The sequence below is a fragment of the Streptomyces sp. NPDC058812 genome, assembly GCF_042744565.1.
In the GTDB taxonomy this organism is placed as follows: domain Bacteria; phylum Actinomycetota; class Actinomycetes; order Streptomycetales; family Streptomycetaceae; genus Streptomyces; species Streptomyces thinghirensis.
This window is the reverse complement of sequence record NZ_JBHYOB010000016.1, coordinates 62,252-81,922: the sequence shown is the minus strand read 5'-3', so window position 1 is coordinate 81,922 and position 19,671 is coordinate 62,252. Positions and strand designations below refer to the sequence as shown.

17 protein-coding genes, 1 pseudogene and 1 riboswitch are annotated in these 19,671 nt (G+C 73.7%); of the genes and pseudogenes, 9 read left to right on the top strand and 9 right to left on the bottom strand.

Annotated elements, in window-relative coordinates; all coding sequences use genetic code 11:
* The first annotated feature begins 242 nt into the window (after window positions 1-242).
* From ACFW48_RS28300 to ACFW48_RS28285, 4 genes are all read left to right on the top strand, one after another.
* Window positions 243-791 (top strand): beta-class carbonic anhydrase, encoded by a 549-nt coding sequence (locus ACFW48_RS28300; protein ID WP_386319201.1) that lies wholly within the window; start codon window positions 243-245, stop codon window positions 789-791.
* A gap of 270 nt (window positions 792-1,061) precedes the next feature.
* Window positions 1,062-2,135 (top strand): AAA family ATPase, encoded by a 1,074-nt coding sequence (locus tag ACFW48_RS28295; protein WP_386319198.1) that lies wholly within the window; start codon window positions 1,062-1,064, stop codon window positions 2,133-2,135.
* Entirely contained in the window at window positions 2,135-3,499 is a 1,365-nt protein-coding gene (locus ACFW48_RS28290; RefSeq protein WP_386319195.1) for a DUF58 domain-containing protein, read from the top strand. The genes ACFW48_RS28295 and ACFW48_RS28290 overlap by 1 nt, the downstream gene beginning before the upstream one ends.
* A 142-nt stretch (window positions 3,500-3,641) precedes the next feature.
* Entirely contained in the window at window positions 3,642-6,032 is a 2,391-nt protein-coding gene (locus ACFW48_RS28285; protein ID WP_386319193.1) for a DUF3488 and DUF4129 domain-containing transglutaminase family protein, read from the top strand.
* Window positions 6,033-6,277: 245 nt separating this feature from the next.
* On the opposite strand, the gene ACFW48_RS28280 is transcribed toward ACFW48_RS28285, so the two are convergent.
* The 3 genes and pseudogenes from ACFW48_RS28280 to ACFW48_RS28270 all read right to left on the bottom strand — a co-directional run.
* Window positions 6,278-6,679 carry a spore wall synthesis complex protein gene (locus tag ACFW48_RS28280; RefSeq protein WP_375916531.1) on the bottom strand — a complete coding sequence of 134 codons (402 nt, stop codon included), beginning with the start codon at window positions 6,677-6,679 and terminating at the stop codon, window positions 6,278-6,280.
* A 279-nt stretch (window positions 6,680-6,958) separates the two neighbouring features.
* Window positions 6,959-7,786, bottom strand: coding sequence for a methyltransferase (locus ACFW48_RS28275; protein ID WP_386319190.1), 828 nt, complete (start codon window positions 7,784-7,786; stop codon window positions 6,959-6,961).
* A gap of 573 nt (window positions 7,787-8,359) precedes the next feature.
* Window positions 8,360-8,917, bottom strand: a pseudogene (locus tag ACFW48_RS28270) (SAV_6107 family HEPN domain-containing protein); the annotation flags it as partial.
* A 233-nt stretch (window positions 8,918-9,150) separates the two neighbouring features.
* Between ACFW48_RS28270 and ACFW48_RS28265 the strand changes: the two are divergent.
* Both ACFW48_RS28265 and ACFW48_RS28260 read left to right on the top strand, forming a co-directional pair.
* Window positions 9,151-9,783 (top strand): TetR/AcrR family transcriptional regulator, encoded by a 633-nt coding sequence (locus ACFW48_RS28265; RefSeq protein WP_386319188.1) that lies wholly within the window; start codon window positions 9,151-9,153, stop codon window positions 9,781-9,783.
* 490 nt (window positions 9,784-10,273) lie between these two features.
* Window positions 10,274-11,773 carry a phytoene desaturase family protein gene (locus ACFW48_RS28260; protein ID WP_386319186.1) on the top strand — a complete coding sequence of 500 codons (1,500 nt, stop codon included), beginning with the start codon at window positions 10,274-10,276 and terminating at the stop codon, window positions 11,771-11,773.
* A 36-nt stretch (window positions 11,774-11,809) separates the two neighbouring features.
* On the opposite strand, the gene ACFW48_RS28255 is transcribed toward ACFW48_RS28260, so the two are convergent.
* The 6 genes from ACFW48_RS28255 to ACFW48_RS28230 form a co-directional block, all read right to left on the bottom strand.
* Window positions 11,810-12,838, bottom strand: a complete 1,029-nt coding sequence (locus ACFW48_RS28255; protein WP_386319184.1) for a hypothetical protein — start codon at window positions 12,836-12,838, stop codon at window positions 11,810-11,812.
* A gap of 56 nt (window positions 12,839-12,894) precedes the next feature.
* On the bottom strand, window positions 12,895-13,818 hold the full coding sequence (metF, locus tag ACFW48_RS28250; RefSeq protein ID WP_386319181.1) for a methylenetetrahydrofolate reductase [NAD(P)H]: 924 nt from the start codon (window positions 13,816-13,818) through the stop codon (window positions 12,895-12,897).
* Between the two features lie 119 nt (window positions 13,819-13,937).
* Entirely contained in the window at window positions 13,938-14,594 is a 657-nt protein-coding gene (thiE, locus tag ACFW48_RS28245; protein WP_386319416.1) for a thiamine phosphate synthase, read from the bottom strand.
* A gap of 497 nt (window positions 14,595-15,091) precedes the next feature.
* Window positions 15,092-15,457, bottom strand: coding sequence for an Rv2175c family DNA-binding protein (locus tag ACFW48_RS28240; protein WP_219177836.1), 366 nt, complete (start codon window positions 15,455-15,457; stop codon window positions 15,092-15,094).
* A gap of 77 nt (window positions 15,458-15,534) precedes the next feature.
* Window positions 15,535-16,749 carry an NAD(P)/FAD-dependent oxidoreductase gene (locus ACFW48_RS28235; RefSeq protein ID WP_386319413.1) on the bottom strand — a complete coding sequence of 405 codons (1,215 nt, stop codon included), beginning with the start codon at window positions 16,747-16,749 and terminating at the stop codon, window positions 15,535-15,537.
* Between the two features lie 109 nt (window positions 16,750-16,858).
* Entirely contained in the window at window positions 16,859-17,209 is a 351-nt protein-coding gene (locus ACFW48_RS28230) for a hypothetical protein (protein ID WP_310873791.1), read from the bottom strand.
* Window positions 17,210-17,261: 52 nt separating this feature from the next.
* A riboswitch (TPP riboswitch) is annotated at window positions 17,262-17,373 on the top strand.
* On the opposite strand from ACFW48_RS28230, the gene thiO reads away from it, so the two are divergent.
* The 3 genes from thiO (at window position 17,371) to ACFW48_RS28215 (ending at window position 19,600) form a co-directional block, all read left to right on the top strand.
* A complete protein-coding gene (thiO, locus tag ACFW48_RS28225; protein WP_386319178.1) occupies window positions 17,371-18,603 on the top strand; it encodes a glycine oxidase ThiO in 1,233 nt (410 codons plus the stop codon). Its footprint overlaps the riboswitch before it by 3 nt.
* Complete coding sequence (thiS, locus tag ACFW48_RS28220; protein WP_386319176.1) at window positions 18,600-18,800, top strand: sulfur carrier protein ThiS; 201 nt, start codon at window positions 18,600-18,602, stop codon at window positions 18,798-18,800. The genes thiO and thiS overlap by 4 nt, the downstream gene beginning before the upstream one ends.
* Window positions 18,801-18,802: 2 nt before the next feature.
* Window positions 18,803-19,600: a thiazole synthase gene (locus ACFW48_RS28215; protein ID WP_386319173.1), complete on the top strand. Its 798-nt coding sequence runs from the start codon at window positions 18,803-18,805 to the stop codon at window positions 19,598-19,600.
* Window positions 19,601-19,671: the final 71 nt, after the last annotated feature.

Here is a 19,671-nt window from a genome sequence, read left to right as displayed (position 1 = left end):
TCAGTCCAGCAGGGAGAGCCTCGCCTCCCGCTTCGCGTCACTTTAGTCCACCGTGTCGCCCGGTCAATCAACCGGCCTGCGCGTCGCGGACGGCGGCGGGCACGAATCGACGCGGGGCGGTACTTCACCCGTCCGGAGGCACCCGTGCGGGTCTGTGGGGTGGCTCACAGCAGGCCTCGATGGCGTCCTTTGTCCCGCTTCACCGCGGGCCCGGCCCCGGGGTGGCCAGTAACGTCATGGTTATGACGACTTCTGCATCGGTTCCCGCAGGCTCCGAATCCGCCACACCCGGCGACGGCACCGTCACCGACCGGCTCGTCGAGGCGAACGCGCGCTACGCCGCCGAGTTCGCCGACGCCGAACTGGCGGGCCGCCCCGCTCTCCGGACCGCCGTCGTGGCCTGCATGGACGCGCGCCTGGACGTGACCGCGGCGCTCGGCCTGCGCAACGGCGACTGCCACGTCATCCGCAACGCGGGCGGTGCCGTCACCGACGACGTGATCCGCTCCCTCACCATCAGCCAGCGGGCGCTCGGCACCCGCAGCGTGGTCCTCGTCCACCACACGGCGTGCGGCATGGAGACCCTCACCGAGGAGTTCCGGCACGACCTGGAGCTGGAGGTAGGGCAGCGCCCCGTCTGGGCGGTCGAGTCCTTCCGGGACGTCGACCAGGACGTACGGCAGTCCGTCGAACGGGTCCGGACCTCGCCCTTCCTGCCGCACACGGATGACGTGCGCGGCTTCGTCTACGACGTGAAGACGGGCCGGCTCCGCGAGGTCGACCCCGCCTGATCCGGCCGCCCGCCCCGATGATCCCGCCCTGACGCTCCTTTCGCGCAAGCACCGCAAAGGCCTTAAGGCCCGACATATCGCGGCCAGTTGTCCACAGGCGAGTGACACGAATCGGTAACGGCAGCAAGAATGCGGGAAGTGGTGCCGTGCGGAACTTTTTCCGCACGGTGTCCGTGATTCGGGGTGGGCCGGTCCGCGGTGTGTGGCCGTCCCGGCAAGTTGGGGTACCCCCGCTTCCCAGGGAGCGCGGGAAAGGCCGAGGAGGGCCGGGTGACGACCTATGACGATCAGGCGAGCCATGGGGGCGCCCCCGCGCGAGCGTATTCGAGCGTGGGGGATGATCTGACCGCTGTGGTCGAGCGGGTACGCGGTTCGGTGGAGAGCGTGATCGAGGGGAAACCCGAGGTCGTACGGCTCTCGCTGACCGTGCTGCTCGCCGAGGGCCACCTGCTGATCGAAGACGTCCCCGGGGTCGGCAAGACCATGCTGGCCAAGGCGCTGGCGCGGTCCATCGACTGTTCCGTGCGCCGGATCCAGTTCACGCCGGACCTGCTCCCCTCGGACATCACCGGGGTGTCCATCTGGGACCAGCAGCGCCGGGACTTCGAGTTCAAGCCCGGCGCGATCTTCGCCCAGGTGGTGATCGGCGACGAGATCAACCGCGCCTCCCCCAAGACGCAGTCCGCGCTGCTCGAGTCGATGGAGGAGCGCCAGGTCACCATCGACGGCCAGACCTACGAGCTGCCCAGCCCCTTCATGGTGGTGGCGACGCAGAACCCGGTCGAGATGGAGGGCACCTACCCGCTGCCGGAGGCCCAGCGCGACCGCTTCATGGCGCGGGTCTCCATCGGCTATCCCAGCCCGGACGCCGAGCTGCAGATGCTCGACGTGCACGGCGGGGTGAACCCACTGGACGACCTGCAGCCGGTGGCGCACGCGCACGAGATCCTGAAGCTGATCGAGGCGGTCCGGGGCGTCCACGTCGCCGACCCGGTCCGGCGGTACGCCGTGGACCTGGTCGCCGCCACGCGCACCCACCCGGACCTCAGACTCGGCGCCTCGCCACGCGCCACGCTGCACCTGCTGCGCGCGGCGAAGGCGTCCGCCGCCCTGAGCGGCCGGGAGTACGCGCTGCCGGACGACGTACAGGCCCTCGGGGTCGCCGTCCTGGCCCACCGCCTGCTGCCCACCGCCCAGGCCCAGCTCAACCGCCGCACCGCCGAGCAGGTCGTCCAGGAGATCCTGCGGCGCACTCCGGTGCCCGCGGCACCCCAGCAGCAGACGGGCTTCGGCGTGGGCCGCGGCGCGTCCGCCTACGGCCAGCAACCGCCGCGGAGGCTGTGATGGACGCCGGGGGGACGGACCGGTCGGACGACGACCGGGGCGAGGGCGGCGGCATCCGCACCGCCCTGACCGGTCTGACCACCCGCGGACGGTCCTTCCTGGCCGCCGGCATCGCCGCCGCGGTCTGCGCCTACGTCCTCGGGCAGAGCGACCTGCTCCGCGTCGGGCTGCTGCTGAGCGTGCTGCCGCTGATCTGCGCGACCCTGCTCTACCGCACGCGCTACCGAGTGGCGGGCAGCCGCCGGCTCTCCCCCGGGCGGGTACCCGCGGGCAGCGAGGCCCGGGTGCATCTGCGCGTCGACAACGTCTCGCGACTCCCCACCGGACTGCTGATGCTCCAGGACCGAGTGCCCTACGTGCTCGGACCGCGCCCCCGCTTCGTACTCGACCGGGTGGAGCCGGGCGGTCGCCGCGAGGTGTCCTACCGGGTCCGCTCCGACCTGCGTGGCCGCTATCCGCTGGGCCCGCTCCAACTGCGCCTGACCGACCCTTTCGGGCTGTGCGAGCTGACCCGGTCCTTCTCGACGTACGACACCCTGACCGTGATCCCGCGCGTGGAAGCGCTGCCGCCGGTGCGGCTGAGTGGCGAGGCGAAGGGGTACGGCGAGGGGCGGCAGCGCTCTCTCGCGCTGGCGGGCGACGACGACGTGATCCCGCGCGGTTACCGCTACGGCGACGACCTGCGCCGCGTGCACTGGCGCTCCACCGCGCGCTACGGCGAGCTGATGGTGCGCCGCGAGGAGCAGCCGCAGCGCGCCCGGTGCACGGTGCTGCTGGACACCCGGGTCGTGGCCTACGAGGGCGCCGGGCCCGACTCGGCCTTCGAGTGGGCGGTGTCGGGCACCGCGTCCGTGCTGGTGCACATGCTGGAGCGGGGCTTCTCCGTCCGGCTGCTCACCGACAGCGGCGACTCCGTGCCCGGCGAGGGCTCCGACGGCTTCGCGGGCGCGAGCCAGGGCACGGCCGACGCGGCCGGGCTGATGATGGACACCCTCGCGGTGATCGACCACTCCGACGGCACGGGCCTGTCCCGGGCGTACGACGTGCTGCGCGGCGGGAACGAGGGACTGCTGGTGGCGTTCTTCGGCGACCTGGACGAGGAGCAGGCCACGGTGGCCGCCAAGATGCGGCAGCGCAGCGGCGGTGCCGTCGCCTTCGTCCTGGACAGCGAGACCTGGGCACGGGAACCGGCCGACGTGCCCGGTCCGTTGGTCAGGGGCGAGGAACGGCTGCGGATGCTGCGCGAGGCGGGCTGGACCGCCGTGAACGTGCCGCGGGGCACCACCCTGGAGGAGCTGTGGCGCCTGACGGACCACGAACGCGGCGGCCTGGCGGCGGCGAGCGGCGGGGAGGGCACGCGATGAGCGGGAAGGCGCGGCCGGCGCGGTACACGGGGGAGACGGCCGGGCCCCGGCGACACGCGCGGCAGGCGGACCACGGGCACACCCGACAGACGGACCGCCAGCACACCCGCCCCGCGACGGCCACGGGCCGGGAGGGCACGCGATGAGCGGGCGGGCGCGGCTGGCGCTGTGTGCGTGGGCGGCGACGCTGATGGCGGCGTGCGCGCTGCTGCCCCTGGTCGACCCGGCCACCTGGATCCTGCAGGCCGCGTTCCTGCTGGCGGTGCAGTCCGCGGTGGGCGCGGCGGCGCGCCGGGTGCCACTGGCCCGGCCGCTGACCATCGCCGCGCAGGCCCTGGTCACGCTGGTGCTCCTGACCCTGGTCTTCGCCCGGCAGCACGCCCTCGCCGGGCTGATTCCCGGCCCGCAGGCCTTCCAGCGCTTCGCCGACCTGCTGCGACAGGGCGGCGACGACATCGCGCGGTACGCGATCCCGGCGCCGCTGGAGTCCGACGGCATCCGGCTGATGCTGGTCGGCGGTGTCCTGGTGATCGGCCTGCTGGTGGACACCCTCGCGGTGACCTTCCGCAGCGCCGCCCCGGCCGGGCTGCCGCTGCTCGCGCTGTACTCGGTGGCCGCCGGACTGTCCGAGGGCGGCACCGACTGGCTGTGGTTCCTGGTCGCGGCGGCCGGCTATCTGATGCTGCTCCTGGCCGAAGGGCGTGACCGGCTCTCACAGTGGGGCCGGGTCTTCGGCGGCGCGCCACGCACCCCGGGCGGGGAGCAGGACGGCGTGGTCGCCCCCGTCCGCACCGGGCGACGCATCGGCGCGTTCGCGCTGGGCATCGCCCTGCTGGTGCCGCTCGCCCTGCCCGCGATGGACGGCGGGCTGTTGGACAGCGCCAGGACGGGCGTCGGCTCCGGAACCGGGGGCGGCGGCACGATCTCCGCGGTCAACCCGCTGGTCTCCCTGCGCGACAGTCTCAACGTCGACGAGAACCGGCAGGTCCTCTCCGTCGAGACCGACTCCGACGACATATCGAACCTGTACCTGCGCATCGTGTCCCTGGACGACTTCGACGGCACCACCTGGAAGCCGTCCAAGCGGAACATCACCGCCGTGCCGGACGGCACGTTCCCCACGCCGATCGGCCTCGGCCCCGACACCAAGCGCACGCAGACCCGCACCACCATCTCGGCCGCGGACTGGTACGCCCAGGACTGGCTGCCGATGCCGTACCCACCGAGCGGCGTGCGGATCGCGGGCAACTGGCGCTACGAACCCGTCGGCATGACACTGGTCGGCGACCACGGGCAGAACACGCGCGGCCTCACGTACGAGGTGCGGAGCCTGAACGTGCAGCCGACGGCGGACCAGCTCGCCGCCGCACCGCAGCCGCCCGCGGCGCTGAAGCGGGAGTACACCGAGCTGCCGGACTCGCTGCCCGATGTGGTCTCCCGGGTCGCCCGCCAGGTGACCGCCGGTGCGGCGAACCCCTACGAGCAGGCGGTCAAGCTCCAGGAGTACTTCGCGATCAACGGCGGTTTCGAGTACGACACCCAGGTCAAGGTCGGCAGCGGCTCGCAGGCGATCGCCCGCTTCCTGGAGGACAAGCAGGGCTTCTGCGTCCACTTCTCCTTCGCCATGGCGGCGATGGCCCGCTCGCTGGGCATACCGGCCAGGGTGGCGGTCGGCTTCGCGCCGGGCTCCCCGCAGGCCGACGGCTCGGTCTCGGTGGGGCTGCGGGACGCGCACGCCTGGCCCGAGGTGTACTTCGAGGGCGTGGGCTGGACCCGCTTCGAGCCGACGCCGACCCGTGGCTCGACCCCGTCGTACACCCTGACGGAGACGCCGGGCAGTTCGGTGCCGGACCCCGCGCTGCCGTCCCGGAACCCGCAGGCGGAGCCGTCGGCGGCGCCCTCGGCGAGCGAGAGCTGCACGGCCCAGGACAAGAAGCTGGACGCCTGCGCCAGCGAGTCCGCGGCGGCCGTGCCAGCCACCGGCGGAAACGGGCCGAAGTGGTACGCGGTACTGGCCTGGGCCGCGGGTGGGCTCGCGGTGCTGCTGCTCCCGTTGGCGCCGATGCTGTGGCGGCTGCGTACCCGGACGGTACGGCTGGGGGCGCACGGCCGCACCGAGGCGGACGCGGGCCCGCACACTCTGGCGGTCTGGCAGGAGCTGACCGATACGGCATGGGACTTCGGGATCATGCCGGAGGAGTCGCAGACCCCACGCAAGGCGGCGGCCCGGATCGTCCGGCTCGGACAGCTCGACCCGACGGCCGCTGCGGCGGTGCATCGGGTGGCGGACGCGGTGGAGCAGGTTCTCTACGCACCACGGCCCCGTCTGACCGCCGGTCTCACGGAGGACGTCCACCGGGCGAGCGCCGGTCTACGGGCCACCGTCAGCCGCGGCACACGGCTGCGCGCACTGCTCGCCCCGCGTTCGACCGTACGGGTGGCCTGGGCGGTGTCGGCCTGGTGGGCTGCCCTGAAACAGCGGGCAGCGGCGGCCCGACCGACGCTCCGGAAGGCGTCGGGAGAGCAGGGCTAAACCGGCGGCGCGGAGACACGGTCTGGGCGGGAGCACCCGGGCCGGTCCCGTTCCCGGTTCCGTTCCCGGTTCCGTTCCCAGCCCCGTTCCCAGTCACGCCCGGGCCAGGTCCCACCCAGGTGCCGTGACCGGCTGTGCCCAGGCGACCGACCGGCATTACCCCACCCGGGTACGCGTGAGGGGGTGACCACCCGGTCGGTGGTCACCCCCTCACGCAGATGTCCTGGTGAGCGGCGGCTCGGGCGCTACTGGCCGCCCTGCTGCTCATCTCTGCGCCGTTGCCAGCGCTCGTCGATGCGGTCCATCATGGAGCGCTTCTGCCGTTGCTGACGGCGCGCCTGCGGTCCGGCAGCCGCGGCCGGCTGCTCGCCCGGCTTGGGGGCCTTGCGCCAGCCGGTCACGGCGAGGACCGCGCAGCCCAGCATGACGAGAAAACCCACCACACTGAGCCAGACCTGCTGGGCGACCATACCGGCCATGAGGAGCGCAATACCTACGAGGAAGCCCGCGACCGCCTGGTAGACCCGTCGCCGGGTGTACGTACGCAGCCCGCTTCCCTCGAGCGCTGTCGCGAACTTGGGATCTTCGGCGTACAGCGCTCGCTCCATCTGCTCGAGCATGCGCTGCTCGTGCTCCGAGAGCGGCACGGAGTCCTCCTCATCGTGCAGTCGCCGGGGCGACCCGGGGGGGGTCCCTTCAGGATAGGCAGGGAATCGCCCCCGTGAAACCCGCCCCTCTACGCCAATTGGCCAACCGGTCTCCGTCATGGCCGTGCCGGCTCGCTGAAGTTCCCATTCCCCAGCGGCCGACCCGTCATGCCGGGCGGTCTCCCTCGATCATACGGCGACTGGCCCCCGTTCGGGGGGCCTGTGGCGTACTCCATCTGCAGCCGCGCCCCTGATCAGCGCCTTACCCCACCAGTTGACTCAGGCCTCTTGGGCCCCTCGTGTCTCACCCAGCACGTGAAGCTGTGTGGCCACGGAGTGGAACGCGGCGAGTTCGGCCGCCGCGGCCTCCAGCCTCAGCAGCGCGTCCATGGCACCGGGCTCCGTGTCCACCAGCACCCCGGGAACGAGGTCGGCGAAGACCCGCACGCCGTGCACGGCGCCGATCCGCAGCCCCGCGGCCTCGACCAGTCCGGTGAGCTGTTCGGCGGTGAACCGGCGGGGCACGGGGTCACCCGTGCCCCAGCGGCCGTCCGGGTCGTCGAGGGCCTGCCTGGCCTCCGTGAAGTGGCCGGCGAGGGCGCGCGCGAGCACGGCACCGCCGAGCCCCGCGGCGAGCAGGCTGAGGACGCCCTCGTCGCGCAGGGCGGCCACCACATTGCGGATGCCCTCCGCGGGGTCGTCCACGTACTCAAGGACGCCGTGGCACAGCACCACGTCGTAACCGTCGCGCTCGACCACGTCGAAGAGGCCGTGGGCGTCTCCCTGGACGCCCCGCACGCGGTCGGCGACGTCGGCCTCGGCGGCGCGGCGCTCCAGGGCGAACAGGGCGTTGGGGCTCGGGTCGACGACGGTGACACGGTGGCCGAGGCGGGCCACGGGCACCGCGAAGTTGCCGCTGCCGCCCCCGGTGTCCAGGACGTCCAGCGCCTGGCGGCCCGTGGCCTTGACCCGGCGGTCGAGGGCGTCCTGGAGGACGTCCCAGACCACGGCGGTACGAAGGGCGGCTCGGGAACGCGAGGGCTCGGAGCGCGGCGACGCCGTTTGAGGGCGGGGTTGGGAGACGGGCGGGCGCATCGGGTCCGACACGGCAGTTGACTCCTCGGCGCGGCACCGCCTCGGGCACGGGCGGAGCGAACGGGCTGCCGCCCCGGCCCGGGTGCGGGAAGGGGCAGGCTTCAGGCGCCTCCCACCCTATTGCCTCCGGTACGCCGACCGGTCACCCGTGCCACCGGCCCCGGAGTTGCCCCGCCCGCCTCGGCCCGGCGATGCACCGCACGCGCCCCCGCCCGGCGATGCACCGCACGCACCGGCCCGGAGAGGCCCACCACGCACCCCCGTCCGGAAGCCCACCACGCACCCCCTCCCCGGAGGTGCCCGGTGGACCGGGGCCGGCGTCGCTCATCCCGCGTCCGGCAGCTCGCGGCCCACGCGGTCCCCGCCCGACCGCTCCCTGGCCGGTCGGTCGAAGTCCCGACGGTCGAAGTCCCGACGGTCGACGCCATGGCGGACGGCATCGGGACGGCCGAAATCGGGACGCCCGGAATCGGAGCGGCCGAAATCGGAACGCCCGGAATCGGGACGGCCGGAATCGGGACGGCCGGAATCGGAGCGGCCGGAACCGGGACGGCCGGAACCGGAGCGGCCGGGCGCGTGGTCGCCGGGGGCGCTGTGGTCCGGGCCCGGGTGGTCCTGGCCCGAGTGGTCCGCGTCGGGGCGGGGCTGGGGCAGGACCGGCTGGAGGACCAGCATCCGCTCCACGAGGCGCAGGAACATCGCCACGTCGCGTATCAGGTCGTCGGCGTCCCGGCTGTTGGCCGCGCCCTCGATGCCCGCCTCGGCCCGTGCCCGGCGCCGGGCGCCCGAGGCGAACAGCGCGCTCCAGTCGGAGAGCTCGGGCGCGATCTCGGGGAGCACTTCCCAGGCGCTGCGGATACGGGCCCGGGCCCGCGGGGTCGTCTCGGGGCGGCCTCGCGCGGCGAGCACCGCGGCGGCGGTGCGCAGGGCGGCCAGATGGGCCGTCGCGTAGCGCTCGTTCGGTGTTTCGAGGACGGTGGCCTCCTCCAGTCCGGCCCGGGCCTGGGCGAGCAGGTCGAGGGCGGCGGGCGGGGCGGTTGTCCGGCGGAGCACGGGGTGCACATCGCTCGCCGGGCCGGTCAGTGAGGGTGCAGGGCCGGCTGCGCGGCGCCGCCGGGCGGCGGCTGCGGACGAGTGGGCCATGACGATCCTCCTGTCGTCTCCTGACGGCACGCTCTGCTACGAGGCGCCGTATGTGCCCATAGTGAGGTATGCCACTGACAATCCGTTCTGACCTGGACTTTCACTTCGATCGTAGGTTCGGGTCGGCTGCCTGCCCCGACCAGTCGGCGCACAGCATCCGGCCGGCCGCACCCGGAGCCGAGCCGTGCACCCTGCGGTGAACCCCACGGGGGGTGTGCTGTGACAATCGGGGCATGGAAAGCAGCAGCGCCACCTCGCAGGGCAGCAGCAGCCGCCGCGAGGCCACCCGGCAGAAGCTCTACGAGGCGGCCGTCACCCTCATCGCCGAGCAGGGCTTCTCCGCCACCACCGTGGACGAGATCGCCGAACGCGCCGGGGTCGCGAAGGGCACGGTCTACTACAACTTCGCCAGCAAGTCCGTCCTCTTCGAGGAGCTGCTGCGCCATGGTGTCGGGCTCCTCACCGTGTCGCTGCGGGAGGCGGCGGAGCGGACGGCGCGGGAGGGCCGCGGCCGGGTCGACGCCCTGGACGCGATGATCCGCGCGGGGCTCGTGTTCATCGACCGCTACCCGGCCTTCACCCAGCTGTACGTGGCCGAGCTGTGGCGTACCAACCGGGCCTGGCAGTCCACGCTGCTGGTGGTCCGGCAGGAGGCCGTCGCGGTGGTGGAGGGCGTGCTGCGCGAGGGTGTGGAGAGCGGTGAGTTCAGCGAGGAGATCGACGTGCCGCTGACCGCCGCCGCACTGGTCGGCATGGTCCTGGTGGCCGCGCTGGACTGGAAGTCGTTCCAGCCGGAACGCTCCCTCGACGACGTGCACTCGGCCCTGTCGCGGCTGCTTCAGGGACGCGTGAGCGGCCGCCCCTGAGACACCGCGTCCCGTCGGCCGAGCACGAAGAGCGCCGGCCCGTGGTGGCCGCGTCCCCCGCGGGCCGCCGTCGGACCGGCGCCTCCTCCTGCTCCCCCGTACGTCCCCCCGTTGGAACCCCCGTTCTCGGTCGTTCCCCCCGGGTTCCCCCGTGCCTCGCTCCCGCCGACCGCGGCCGGCGGAAGGAGCGGATCGCGGGCGCGGCTCCGTTCCGGCGCCCCGTGTCGCCGGTTCCGGAGCCGTGCCCCTCTCCGTGCCTCCACTCTCTCGTTCACGCGGGCAGGGCCCTATCCGCGCGCGTACTCATCTGGGCGGCTAGGTACGGGTACTCAGTCGTGCGCACCCCGGCTCACGGCGGCGCGTCCCCGGCCGGTCACCCGCGCGCCCGTCGCGGTACTCAGGCCTGCCCCGCCGCCGGCCGTTCCCGCGGGTGTACGGCCCGGCGGCCCCTGGGACCGGATTGTCGGTGGCGGCGGATAAAGTCCCTGGCATGGCACGGATTGCGGTGATCGGCGCCGGGATGGGCGCGATGGCGGCCGCCGCCCGGCTGGCCGTCGCGGGCCACCGGGTGGCGGTGTACGAGCGGACCCGGACGTACGGCGGAGCCCTGCGCCGCGTCGAGCGGGACGGCTTCTCCTTCGACACCGGACCCGGTCTGCTGCCGCTGCCCGCGGTCTGGCGCGATCTGTTCGTCAAGACCGGCAAGGAGCCGCTGGAATCCTGTGTCGAGCTGGTCCAGGTCGACCCGTCGTCACGGCACGTGTTCGCGGACGGGACGGAGGTGTCGCTGCCGAACGCCTCGCGGGCGGGCGTCGTCGCCGCCCTGGACGCGGCACTCGACTCGACCGCCGCGCGGCGCTGGGGCGACTTCCTGGTGCGGGCCCGGGAGACCTGGGACCGGACGCGCCGCCCGCTCCTCGAGGAGCCGCTGTGGCCGGACTGGAAGGTGCTCGCCGAGCGCGAGCCCTATCCCGCGGTCCCGCACAAGCGGCTCCTGCGCACCCGCCGGGCCGGCACGCTCGCCGAGGTCGGCGCCTGGGAGCTGCGGGACGCCCGGCTCGCCGCCCTCCTGGAGAGCCACGCGCTCGCGTACGGCCTGGACCCCCGGACCGCCCCGGCGAACACCGCCGTCCTGCCGTACATGGAGTACGCCTTCGGTGTGTGGTACGTGCGCGGCGGCGGCCTGCGGGAACTGGCGCGGGCGGTGTACGAACGGTGCCTGGCCCGCCGGGTCGAGTTCCACTTCGGCGCCGAGGTCACGGGGATCGTCGCAAAGGACGGCCGGGTGGCGGGCGTGCGGCTGGCCGAAGGCGCGGTGGCCGAGGCGGAGTTCGTGGTCGCCGGTGTGGCGCCCGGTGCGCTGGACCGCCTCTGCGGCGGTTCGGCGGTGCGGGGCGACGGCGAGGTGCCGCCGCAGCACGGTGGAGCGAGCCGGCTGACGGTGCTGCTGGCGCTGCGGGGCGGCCGTCCGGAGGGCGCCGCGCACCGGACGGTGGTGCACGCGCCGGACCGCGAGGCCGAGCTGGAGGCGCTGTTCGGTCCGGCACCCGGCCCGCCCGCAGACCCGACCGTCACGGTCCTGCGCCCCGAGGATCCTGCGCTGGTCCCGGACTCGGACCACGAGGCGGTCACCCTGACCTCGGTGGTGCCCGCGGGCGGTGAAGCGGACGCCGAGGACCACGCCGAGCGCCTCGTCGAGGCCGCGGAGCGTGCGATACCGGGTCTGCGCGACCGTCTCCTGTGGCACGAGGTGCGCACCCCGGCCGATGTCGCGGCGGCGACCGGGGCGGCGGGCGGCGCGGTTCCGGTGCCGGCGCTGGCGGGGGCCGGCGGACGGCTGCTGCACCCGGCGAACGGCACGCGCGTGGGCGGGCTGTTCACAGTCGGCGGCTGGTCTCACCCCGGCGGGGGGCTGCCGCACGCGGGAATGTCGGGCGCGATGGTCGCCGGACTGATCGTGGAGGGACCTGGTTTCCGAGGCTCCCAGTGAGCGGTCGGGGCCGGCCACCGACCCCCTGAGTCGTCGTCAGAAGCGGTACTGCTCGTCGTGGCCCTGACCCTGGCCCTGCGTCTGGCCGTTGCTGCCCTGGTACGGATACGTCTGCTCCGGCGGGAGCTCGCCGCCGTAGGGGTCGTCGGTGCTGCGCTGCTGCGGTACCCACACCCCGCCGGCCGGGGTCTCGCCGCCGTAGCCGCCGGGCGTGCCGGTGGCGTACTGGTCCTGCGCGTAGCCCTGCTGGCCGTACTGCTGTCCGTACTGTTGTCCGCCGGTCGTGTCGAAGGAGCCGGTGTCGTACGACGCCCCGCCATAGGTGTGGGTGCCGATGTACGGGTCGGAGTAGGCGGCGTACTGCTGCTGGCCGCCGCTGTCGTAGCCGTACTCCTGCTGCCCGTAGCCCGAGTGGTCGTAGGCGTAGGACGGGTCGGCGCCCTGCGCGGCCGCGGCCGGCGCCTGCTGGTCGTGGGCGTAGCCGGCGTCGGCGTACACGCCGTACGAGCCGGTGTCGTCCGGCATGGGCTGCGGCTCGTAGACGGCGGTGGTCTCCGCGGCCGTGGGGTCGGCGGGGCGGGCCGGGGTGAAGACGTCGTCGCGGTCGTAGTCGTCGCGGTCGTAGCCGTCACGGCCGTATGCGTCGCTGCCGTAGGACAGACCGTCCTGACCGGACGCGTGGCCCTGCGCACGGTCGTCGTAGGCGTCGTGGTCGCCCCGGCCGGCTTCGGCCGCCTCGAGTCCGGAGACCTCCAACGTCGGTTCCTGGCGGCCGCGTTCGGGACGGCCGCGCCTGCCGACGAGGCTCGCCGGGGCGTTGACCGCCCACCCGGCCTCGAAGCCGCGGCGGAACGACAGCGTGACGTAGGTCTGGCCGACGGCGAACGCGGCCGCGCCCAGCCCGATGACGATCACGTTCGACATGAGCACACCGGCCACGACGCCGACGAAGCCGCCGAAGGCGAGCAGCCGCCAGCGCAGCCGCGCCTTGTACTGCAGCAGCACCTCACCGAGCAGCCACAGCGCGACAACGCCGAACGCGATGTAGAGGACCGTCCAGCCCATGTACGCCCCTCTCCCAGTGGCCGTTACGCAGTGTGTCGTAAATATGTGCGGCCGGTCTAGGCCCGCGGTGGGTGGTGCAGGCCCAGGTTCTCGTAGATTTCCAGGGTCGCCGTGGAGTTGTTGAGCGTGATGAAGTGCAGTCCGGGGACGCCCTCGGCCAGCAGCCGCGCGCAGAACTCCGTGGCGAACTCGATGCCAATGGAGCGTACAGCGGTCGGATCGTCCTTTGCTGTGAGGATCCGCTCTTTCAGCTCGGCCGGGAACGAGGCGTTGCTGAGCTTTGGCAACCTCTCCAGCATCTTCACACTGGTCACCGGCATGACCTCGGGGATGACCGGGGTCTCGCAGCCGGCCGCGGCGACCCTGTCGCGCAGGCGCAGGTAGGACTCGGGCTGGAAGAACATCTGCGTGATCGCGTAGTCGGCGCCGGCCCGGCACTTGTCGACGAAGTGCCGCACGTCCGTGTCCCAGTCGGCGGAGCGCGGGTGCATCTCGGGGAAGGCCGCGACGCCGACGCAGAAGTCGCCCGACTCCTTGATGAGGCGGACCAGTTCGGCGGCGTAGGCCAGGCCCTCGGGGTGCGCGACCCAGTCGGCCGTCGGGTCGCCGGGCGGGTCGCCGCGCACGGCCAGCATGTTGCGGATCCCGGCGTCGGCGTACTGGCCGATGATGTTGCGCAGTTCGGCGACGGAGTGGTCGACGGCTGTGAGGTGGGCCACGGGGGTCAGTGTCGTGTCGGCGACGATCTGCTGGGTCTCCTTGACCGTCCCCGCGCGCGTGGAACCGCCGGCGCCGTAGGTCACGGAGACGAAGTCGGGGGCGACCGCCTCCACCCGCCTCAGCGCGCTCCACAGGTTCTTCTCGCCCTTGGCCGTCTTCGGCGCGGAGAACTCGAACGAGTACGTCGTCTTGCCGGACGCGAGCATGTCGCGCACGGTGCGTGCGCGATCAGTCCTGGTGGATGCGGTTCCGAGGGCCATACGGGCAGGTTAGCCAGGGGGCGGCGGTCACCCAACCAGATGCGGGATATTTGTCCGCATTGTCGAGTTGTTGTCCACCCCTTGGACACACCCCTCGGACACATGCCTCCGGCACCCGCCTACGCCTGCCGCAGTCGCTTCGTGAACTCGGCCGCGGCGGCACCCGGGTCGTCCGCCGCGGTGATCGCCCGGACGACCACGACGCGCCGGGCACCGGCCTCCAGCACCTCGTCGAGGTTGCCGAGGTCGATGCCGCCGATGGCGAACCAGGGGCGGTCCGTGCCGAGCGCGGCCGTGTGCCGGACCAGGTCGAGGCCGGGTGCGTGGCGGCCGGGCTTGGTGGGGGTCGGCCAGCACGGGCCGGTGCAGAAGTAGTCCACGCCGTCCTGGACGGCGGCAGCGGCGGCCTCGGACCCGGCGTGCGTGGAGCGGCCGACGAGGACGTCGTCGCCGAGGATCGCGCGGGCGGCGGGCACCGGGAGGTCGCCCTGCCCGAGGTGCAGCACGTCGGCGCGGGCGGCGTGGGCGACGTCCGCCCGGTCGTTGACCGCGAGGAGCTTGCCGTGGCGGGCGCAGGCGTCGGCGAAGACCTGGAGGTGCTCCAGCTCCTCTCCCGCCTCCATCCCCTTGTCGCGCAGTTGCACGATGTCGACGCCGCCCGCCAGCACCGCGTCCAGGAACTCGGGCAGGTCGCCCTGGCTGCGGCGGGCGTCCGTGCACAGGTAGAGCCGGGCGTCGGCGAGCCGGGCGCGGGTGGTCGCGGCGGTGTCGGGCATGCGGATGTCCCCCAGGTCGGTGGCGTGGGCCCGCGGCGGACCGCGCGGCCTTGGCTTGTGGGCCGCGATGGTGACGCGGTCCTCGGGATGCGGAGCTGCGGGCACCGCCGGCCCCGAGCATACGGAGCGTGTCGTGCCACGGTCGCCTCGCGGCCCGCCGGACCGGGGGGCTCCGCTCCCGGGGCCGCGGACTCCCCTCGGCCCCAGGGCCGCGGACTCCCTCGGCCCCGAGAACACGGACTCCCCTCGGCCCCGAAAACAGGGAGCTCGCCGCAGGTGGCCCGCGGCCCATGGAATGCGGGCGCCCGCGGCGGCCGCTGCCCGGCATTACGGGCTGCGGCGCGCCATGGCCGCGCCCGTGCACCGTGGGCGACCGCGCCGCGGTCCGGTCGTCGGGCGGCGGCAGCGGGTCGCGGCCGTGGCGTACGGGACCGCGGACCGTCATGGCCGCTGGGGACCGCGGGCCGCGGCCCGCACGCCGGGCGGTGCGTGTCAGGTCAGACGGCGAGCGCCTGGGCGCGGCGCTTCACCTCCGTGCCGCGATTCTCGCTCAGCGCCTGGGCGGGGGTGCCGGGCAGGCTCTCGTCGGGCGTGAAGAGCCACTCCAGCATCTCCTCGGCCGTGAAGCCGTCGTCCCGCAGCAGCGTCAGGGTCCCGACCAGGCCCTTGACGACCTTGTCCTCGTCGATGAAGGCCGCGGGGATGTGCAGCGCGCGGTTCTCACCGCGCCGCACGGCGATGAGCTGGCCTTCCTTGATCAGCTGGCGTACGCGGGTCACCTCGACGCCGAGCATCTCGGCGATGTCGGGGACGGTGAGCCAGGCAGGCACGAGAGCATCGATCTTTGCGTCAATCTCGGTCACGTCCCAAGCCTGCCATCTGGCACTGACAGTCGGAAACCAGACCCGTCCGACCCGGGCCGCCGCACCCGGGCGGAGGGCTACGCCGTCGCCGCCTTGAGCGGCCTCGCCGGGTCGGCCAGCAGCCGCGGGTCCATCGTCGTGCCGGCCTGGATCACGCGTTTGCCCTGGGCCAGGTCCCGGGGGCGGCCCACCGCCAGCAGGGCGACCAGGCGGCCCTCGCGCAGCCAGCAGACCGTCCAGGCCGGTCCCGAGGGGTCGCCGCGCCACAGGGTGGTGTCGGTGGCCGTGTGATGACCGGCGTACTGGACGAAGCGGCCGAACTGCTCGGACCAGAAGTACGGCACCGGGTCGTAGGCCACCGGGGCCTCACCGACGGCGGCGCCGATGATGTTGGCGGCGACCGTGCGCGGGCCCTGGAGGGCGTTGTCCCAGTGGTGCACCAGCAGCCGCTCGCCGTAGCGTCCGGACGGGAAGGACGCGCAGTCGCCGACCGCGTAGACGTCCGGAACGGAGGTGCGCAGACGGTCGTCGGCCAGGACGTCGCCGTGCGCGCCGAGGTCGATCCCGGAGCCGGCGAGCCAGGCCGTGGCGGGCCGGGCTCCGACGCCGACGACGACCGCGCCGGCGGGCAGCCGCGAGCCGTCGTCGAGGACGACGACGTGGCCGGGCTCCACGGGTCCACCGGGCTCCCCGGGACCGCCCGTCTCGACGCGCTCCACGCGCGCGCGGGTGCGCAGTACGGCGCCCGAGTCGGCGTACCAGCCGGTCATCGGCGCGGCGACCTCGGTGGGCAGCGCGCCGGCGAGGGGCCGGTCGGCGGCCTCCACGACGGTCACGGCGCAGCCCGCCTCGCGCGCGGCGGTGGCGAACTCGGCGCCGATCCAGCCCGCGCCGACGACCACGATGTCGTGCTGCCGGGCGAGCACCGGCCGCAGCCGTTCGGCGTCGTCCAGGGTGCGCAGCAGGTGCACTCCGGGCACGCCCTCCGCGCCGGGCAGCCGGATCGGTTCGGCGCCGGTCGCGAGGACGAGGACGTCGTACGGCACGGGTCCGTCGGAGGTGTCCAGGACGTGCGTGCCGGGGCGGACGCCCAGGGCCTCGCAGCCGAGCCGCAGGGTGATGCCGAGTGCCTCGAAGTCGACGTCGAAGGCGGAGCCCTCGGCCGTGCCGAGCAGGACGGCCTTGGACAGCGGGGGGCGGTCGTACGGCTGGTGCGGCTCCGCGCCGATCAGGGTCACGGTGCCGGTGAAACCCTGCTCCCGCAGGGCGACCGCGGTCTGCACGCCCGCCATGCCGGCGCCCACCACGACCACACGGCGCTCCGCGTCCGCTCCCCGTTCCCGGGTCTGCTCCTGCGTCTGCTCGCTCACCTGATCACCTTAGACACTGACAGTTCGTCAGTCAGTGCTCGTGCGCAGTGACCTGCTCCACAACGCTCGTCCCGCTGCCCCGCCGCGACTCCCACTCCCAGGTCTCGTCCAGGCGCACCCGCCCGTCCGGCAGCTCGGCGACGGTCGACACGCAGTGTCCCGACGACGTGCTTCCGTCGGTCTTGAGCTGCACGTACCGGAAGTCGAGGCGGTCGCCCTCCCTGGTGCCCACCAGACGTCCGCGGACGACGTCACCGCCCGCGTACTCGGCCCATACGGCGCCGTCCTGCTCGTGGTAGGTGAACCGGGTTCGCGTACCCACCTGGCCGGGCGCCTGGTCGGCGACGGGGGCGAGAACGAGACCGTCGAGTGAACGCGCCACGGGCGGAGGCTCCCTTACAAGTGCGATGCGCTGCGGGCTAGGGTGGCCAACGTAAAGCACTCGCGGGAGCCCGGACGCACCGGGCTGAGAGGGAGGCTGGCGGCCTCCGACCGTACGAACCTGATCCGGGTCATGCCGGCGAAGGGAGGGGCTGGACGCCCATGTCGTCACCACCGACTTCTGCTTCCGTGTCCGGGGCTGCCGCGGCGGCCGCGTCGTCGCGTACGCCGGACGTCCTCGTCGTCGGCGGCGGGATCATCGGCCTGGTCACCGCCTGGCGGTCCGCGCAGCGCGGGCTCGCCACGGCCCTCGTGGACCCCGAGCCGGGCGGCGGGGCCGCCCAGGTGGCCGCCGGGATGCTGGCCGCCGTGACGGAGCTGCACCACGGCGAGCAGACGCTGCTCGCGCTGAATCTCACCTCGGCCCGCCGCTACCCGGAGTTCGCGGCCGAGCTGGCCGACCTCACGGGCCACGACCTCGGGTACCGCCGGTGCGGCACCCTCGCCGTCGCGCTGGACGCCGACGACCGGGCCCACCTGCGGGAACTGCACGCGCTCCAGCAGCGGTCGGGCCTGGAGTCCGAGTGGCTGTCGGGGCGCGAGTGCCGGCGCCTGGAGCCGATGCTCGCGCCGGGTGTGCGCGGGGGGCTCCGGGTGGACGGCGACCATCAGATCGACCCCCGGCGCCTCGCTGGCGCGCTCGTTGCCGCCTGCGAACGCGCGGGCGTCGTCTTCCACCGGGTGTGGGCCGACCGGCTCACCGTCGTGCGCGGCGGCGAACGGGCCACGGGTGTCGTCACGGCCGACGGCACCGCGCTGGAGGCCGGGCAGGTGGTGCTGGCCGGGGGCAGCCTGAGCGGACGGCTCACGGGCGTCCCGGACGACGTTCTGCCGCCGGTGCGGCCCGTGAAGGGGCAGGTACTGCGGCTGACGATGCCGCGGACGCACGGGCCGCTGCTGAACCGGACGGTGCGTGCCGTGGTGCGCGGCAACCCCCTCTACCTGGTCCCCCGGGAGAGCGGCGAGCTGGTCGTCGGCGCCACCAGCGAGGAGCTGGGCTGGGACACGACGGTGACCGCGGGCGGCGTCTACGAGTTGCTGCGCGACGCCCACGAGCTGGTCCCCGGCATCACCGAGCTGCCCCTGACGGAGACCCGGGCGGGTCTGCGCCCCGGTTCACCGGACAACGCCCCGCTGCTCGGACCGACCGGTCTTGACGGCCTGCTGCTGGCCACCGGGCACTTCCGCAACGGCGTCCTGCTCACTCCGGTCACCGGCGACGTCATGGCACACGCCCTGACCACCGGGGAGCTGCCGGCCGAGGCCCGCCCCTTCACCCCCCGGCGCTTCGGCGCCGCCCCCGCACTCCAGCGACTCTCGGAGCAGCCCGCATGAACATCTCCGTCAACGGCGAGCCGCGCGAGGTGGCTCCCGGCACGGCCCTGGACGCCCTGGTGGGCACGCTCACCGCGGCGCCGTCCGGTGTGGCCGCCGCCCTGAACGAAACCGTCGTCCCGCGCGCGCAGTGGCCCGCCACCGCGCTGGCCGACGGCGACCGTGTCGAGGTCCTCACCGCTGTCCAAGGAGGCTGACCATGGCCGACGATCCCTTTGTCCTCGGTGGTACGTCCTACGGGTCCCGCCTGATCATGGGCACCGGTGGGGCGCCCAGCCTCGACGTGCTGGAGCGCGCGCTCGTGGCCTCCGGTACCGAGCTGACGACCGTCGCGATGCGACGCGTGAACGCCTCGGTGCACGGTTCCGTGCTGTCGGTGCTGGAGAAGCTCGGCATCCGGGTGCTGCCGAACACGGCCGGCTGCTTCACCGCCGGGGAGGCGGTCCTCACCGCGCGGCTCGCGCGCGAGGCCCTCGGCACCGATCTGGTGAAGCTGGAGGTCATCGCCGACGAGCGCACCCTGCTGCCGGACCCGATCGAGCTGCTGGACGCGGCGGAGACGCTGGTCGACGACGGGTTCACGGTGCTGCCGTACACGAACGACGACCCAGTCCTGGCGCGGAAGCTGGAGGATGTCGGGTGCGCCGCGATCATGCCGCTCGGTTCGCCGATCGGGTCGGGGCTGGGCATCCGCAACCCGCACAACTTCGAGCTGATCGTGGAGCACGCGCGTGTGCCGGTGATTCTGGACGCGGGGGCCGGTACGGCGTCGGACGTGGCGCTGGCGATGGAGCTGGGGTGCGCGGGTGTGATGCTCGCCTCGGCGGTGACGCGGGCGCAGGAGCCGGTGCTGATGGCTGCCGCCATGTCTTCCGCGGTGGAGGCTGGGCGGCTGGCGCGGCGGGCCGGGCGGATTCCGCGGCGGCACTTCGCCGAGGCGTCGTCTCCTGCGGAGGGCCTGGCGGTGCTTGATCCGGAGCGGCCCGCTTTTCAGTGAGCCTGCGCTGTCCTGCCGTTTCGTCTCCCACCCGCGCACCACCCGTTCCCAGTCGGACGAGAGGTGGGCCT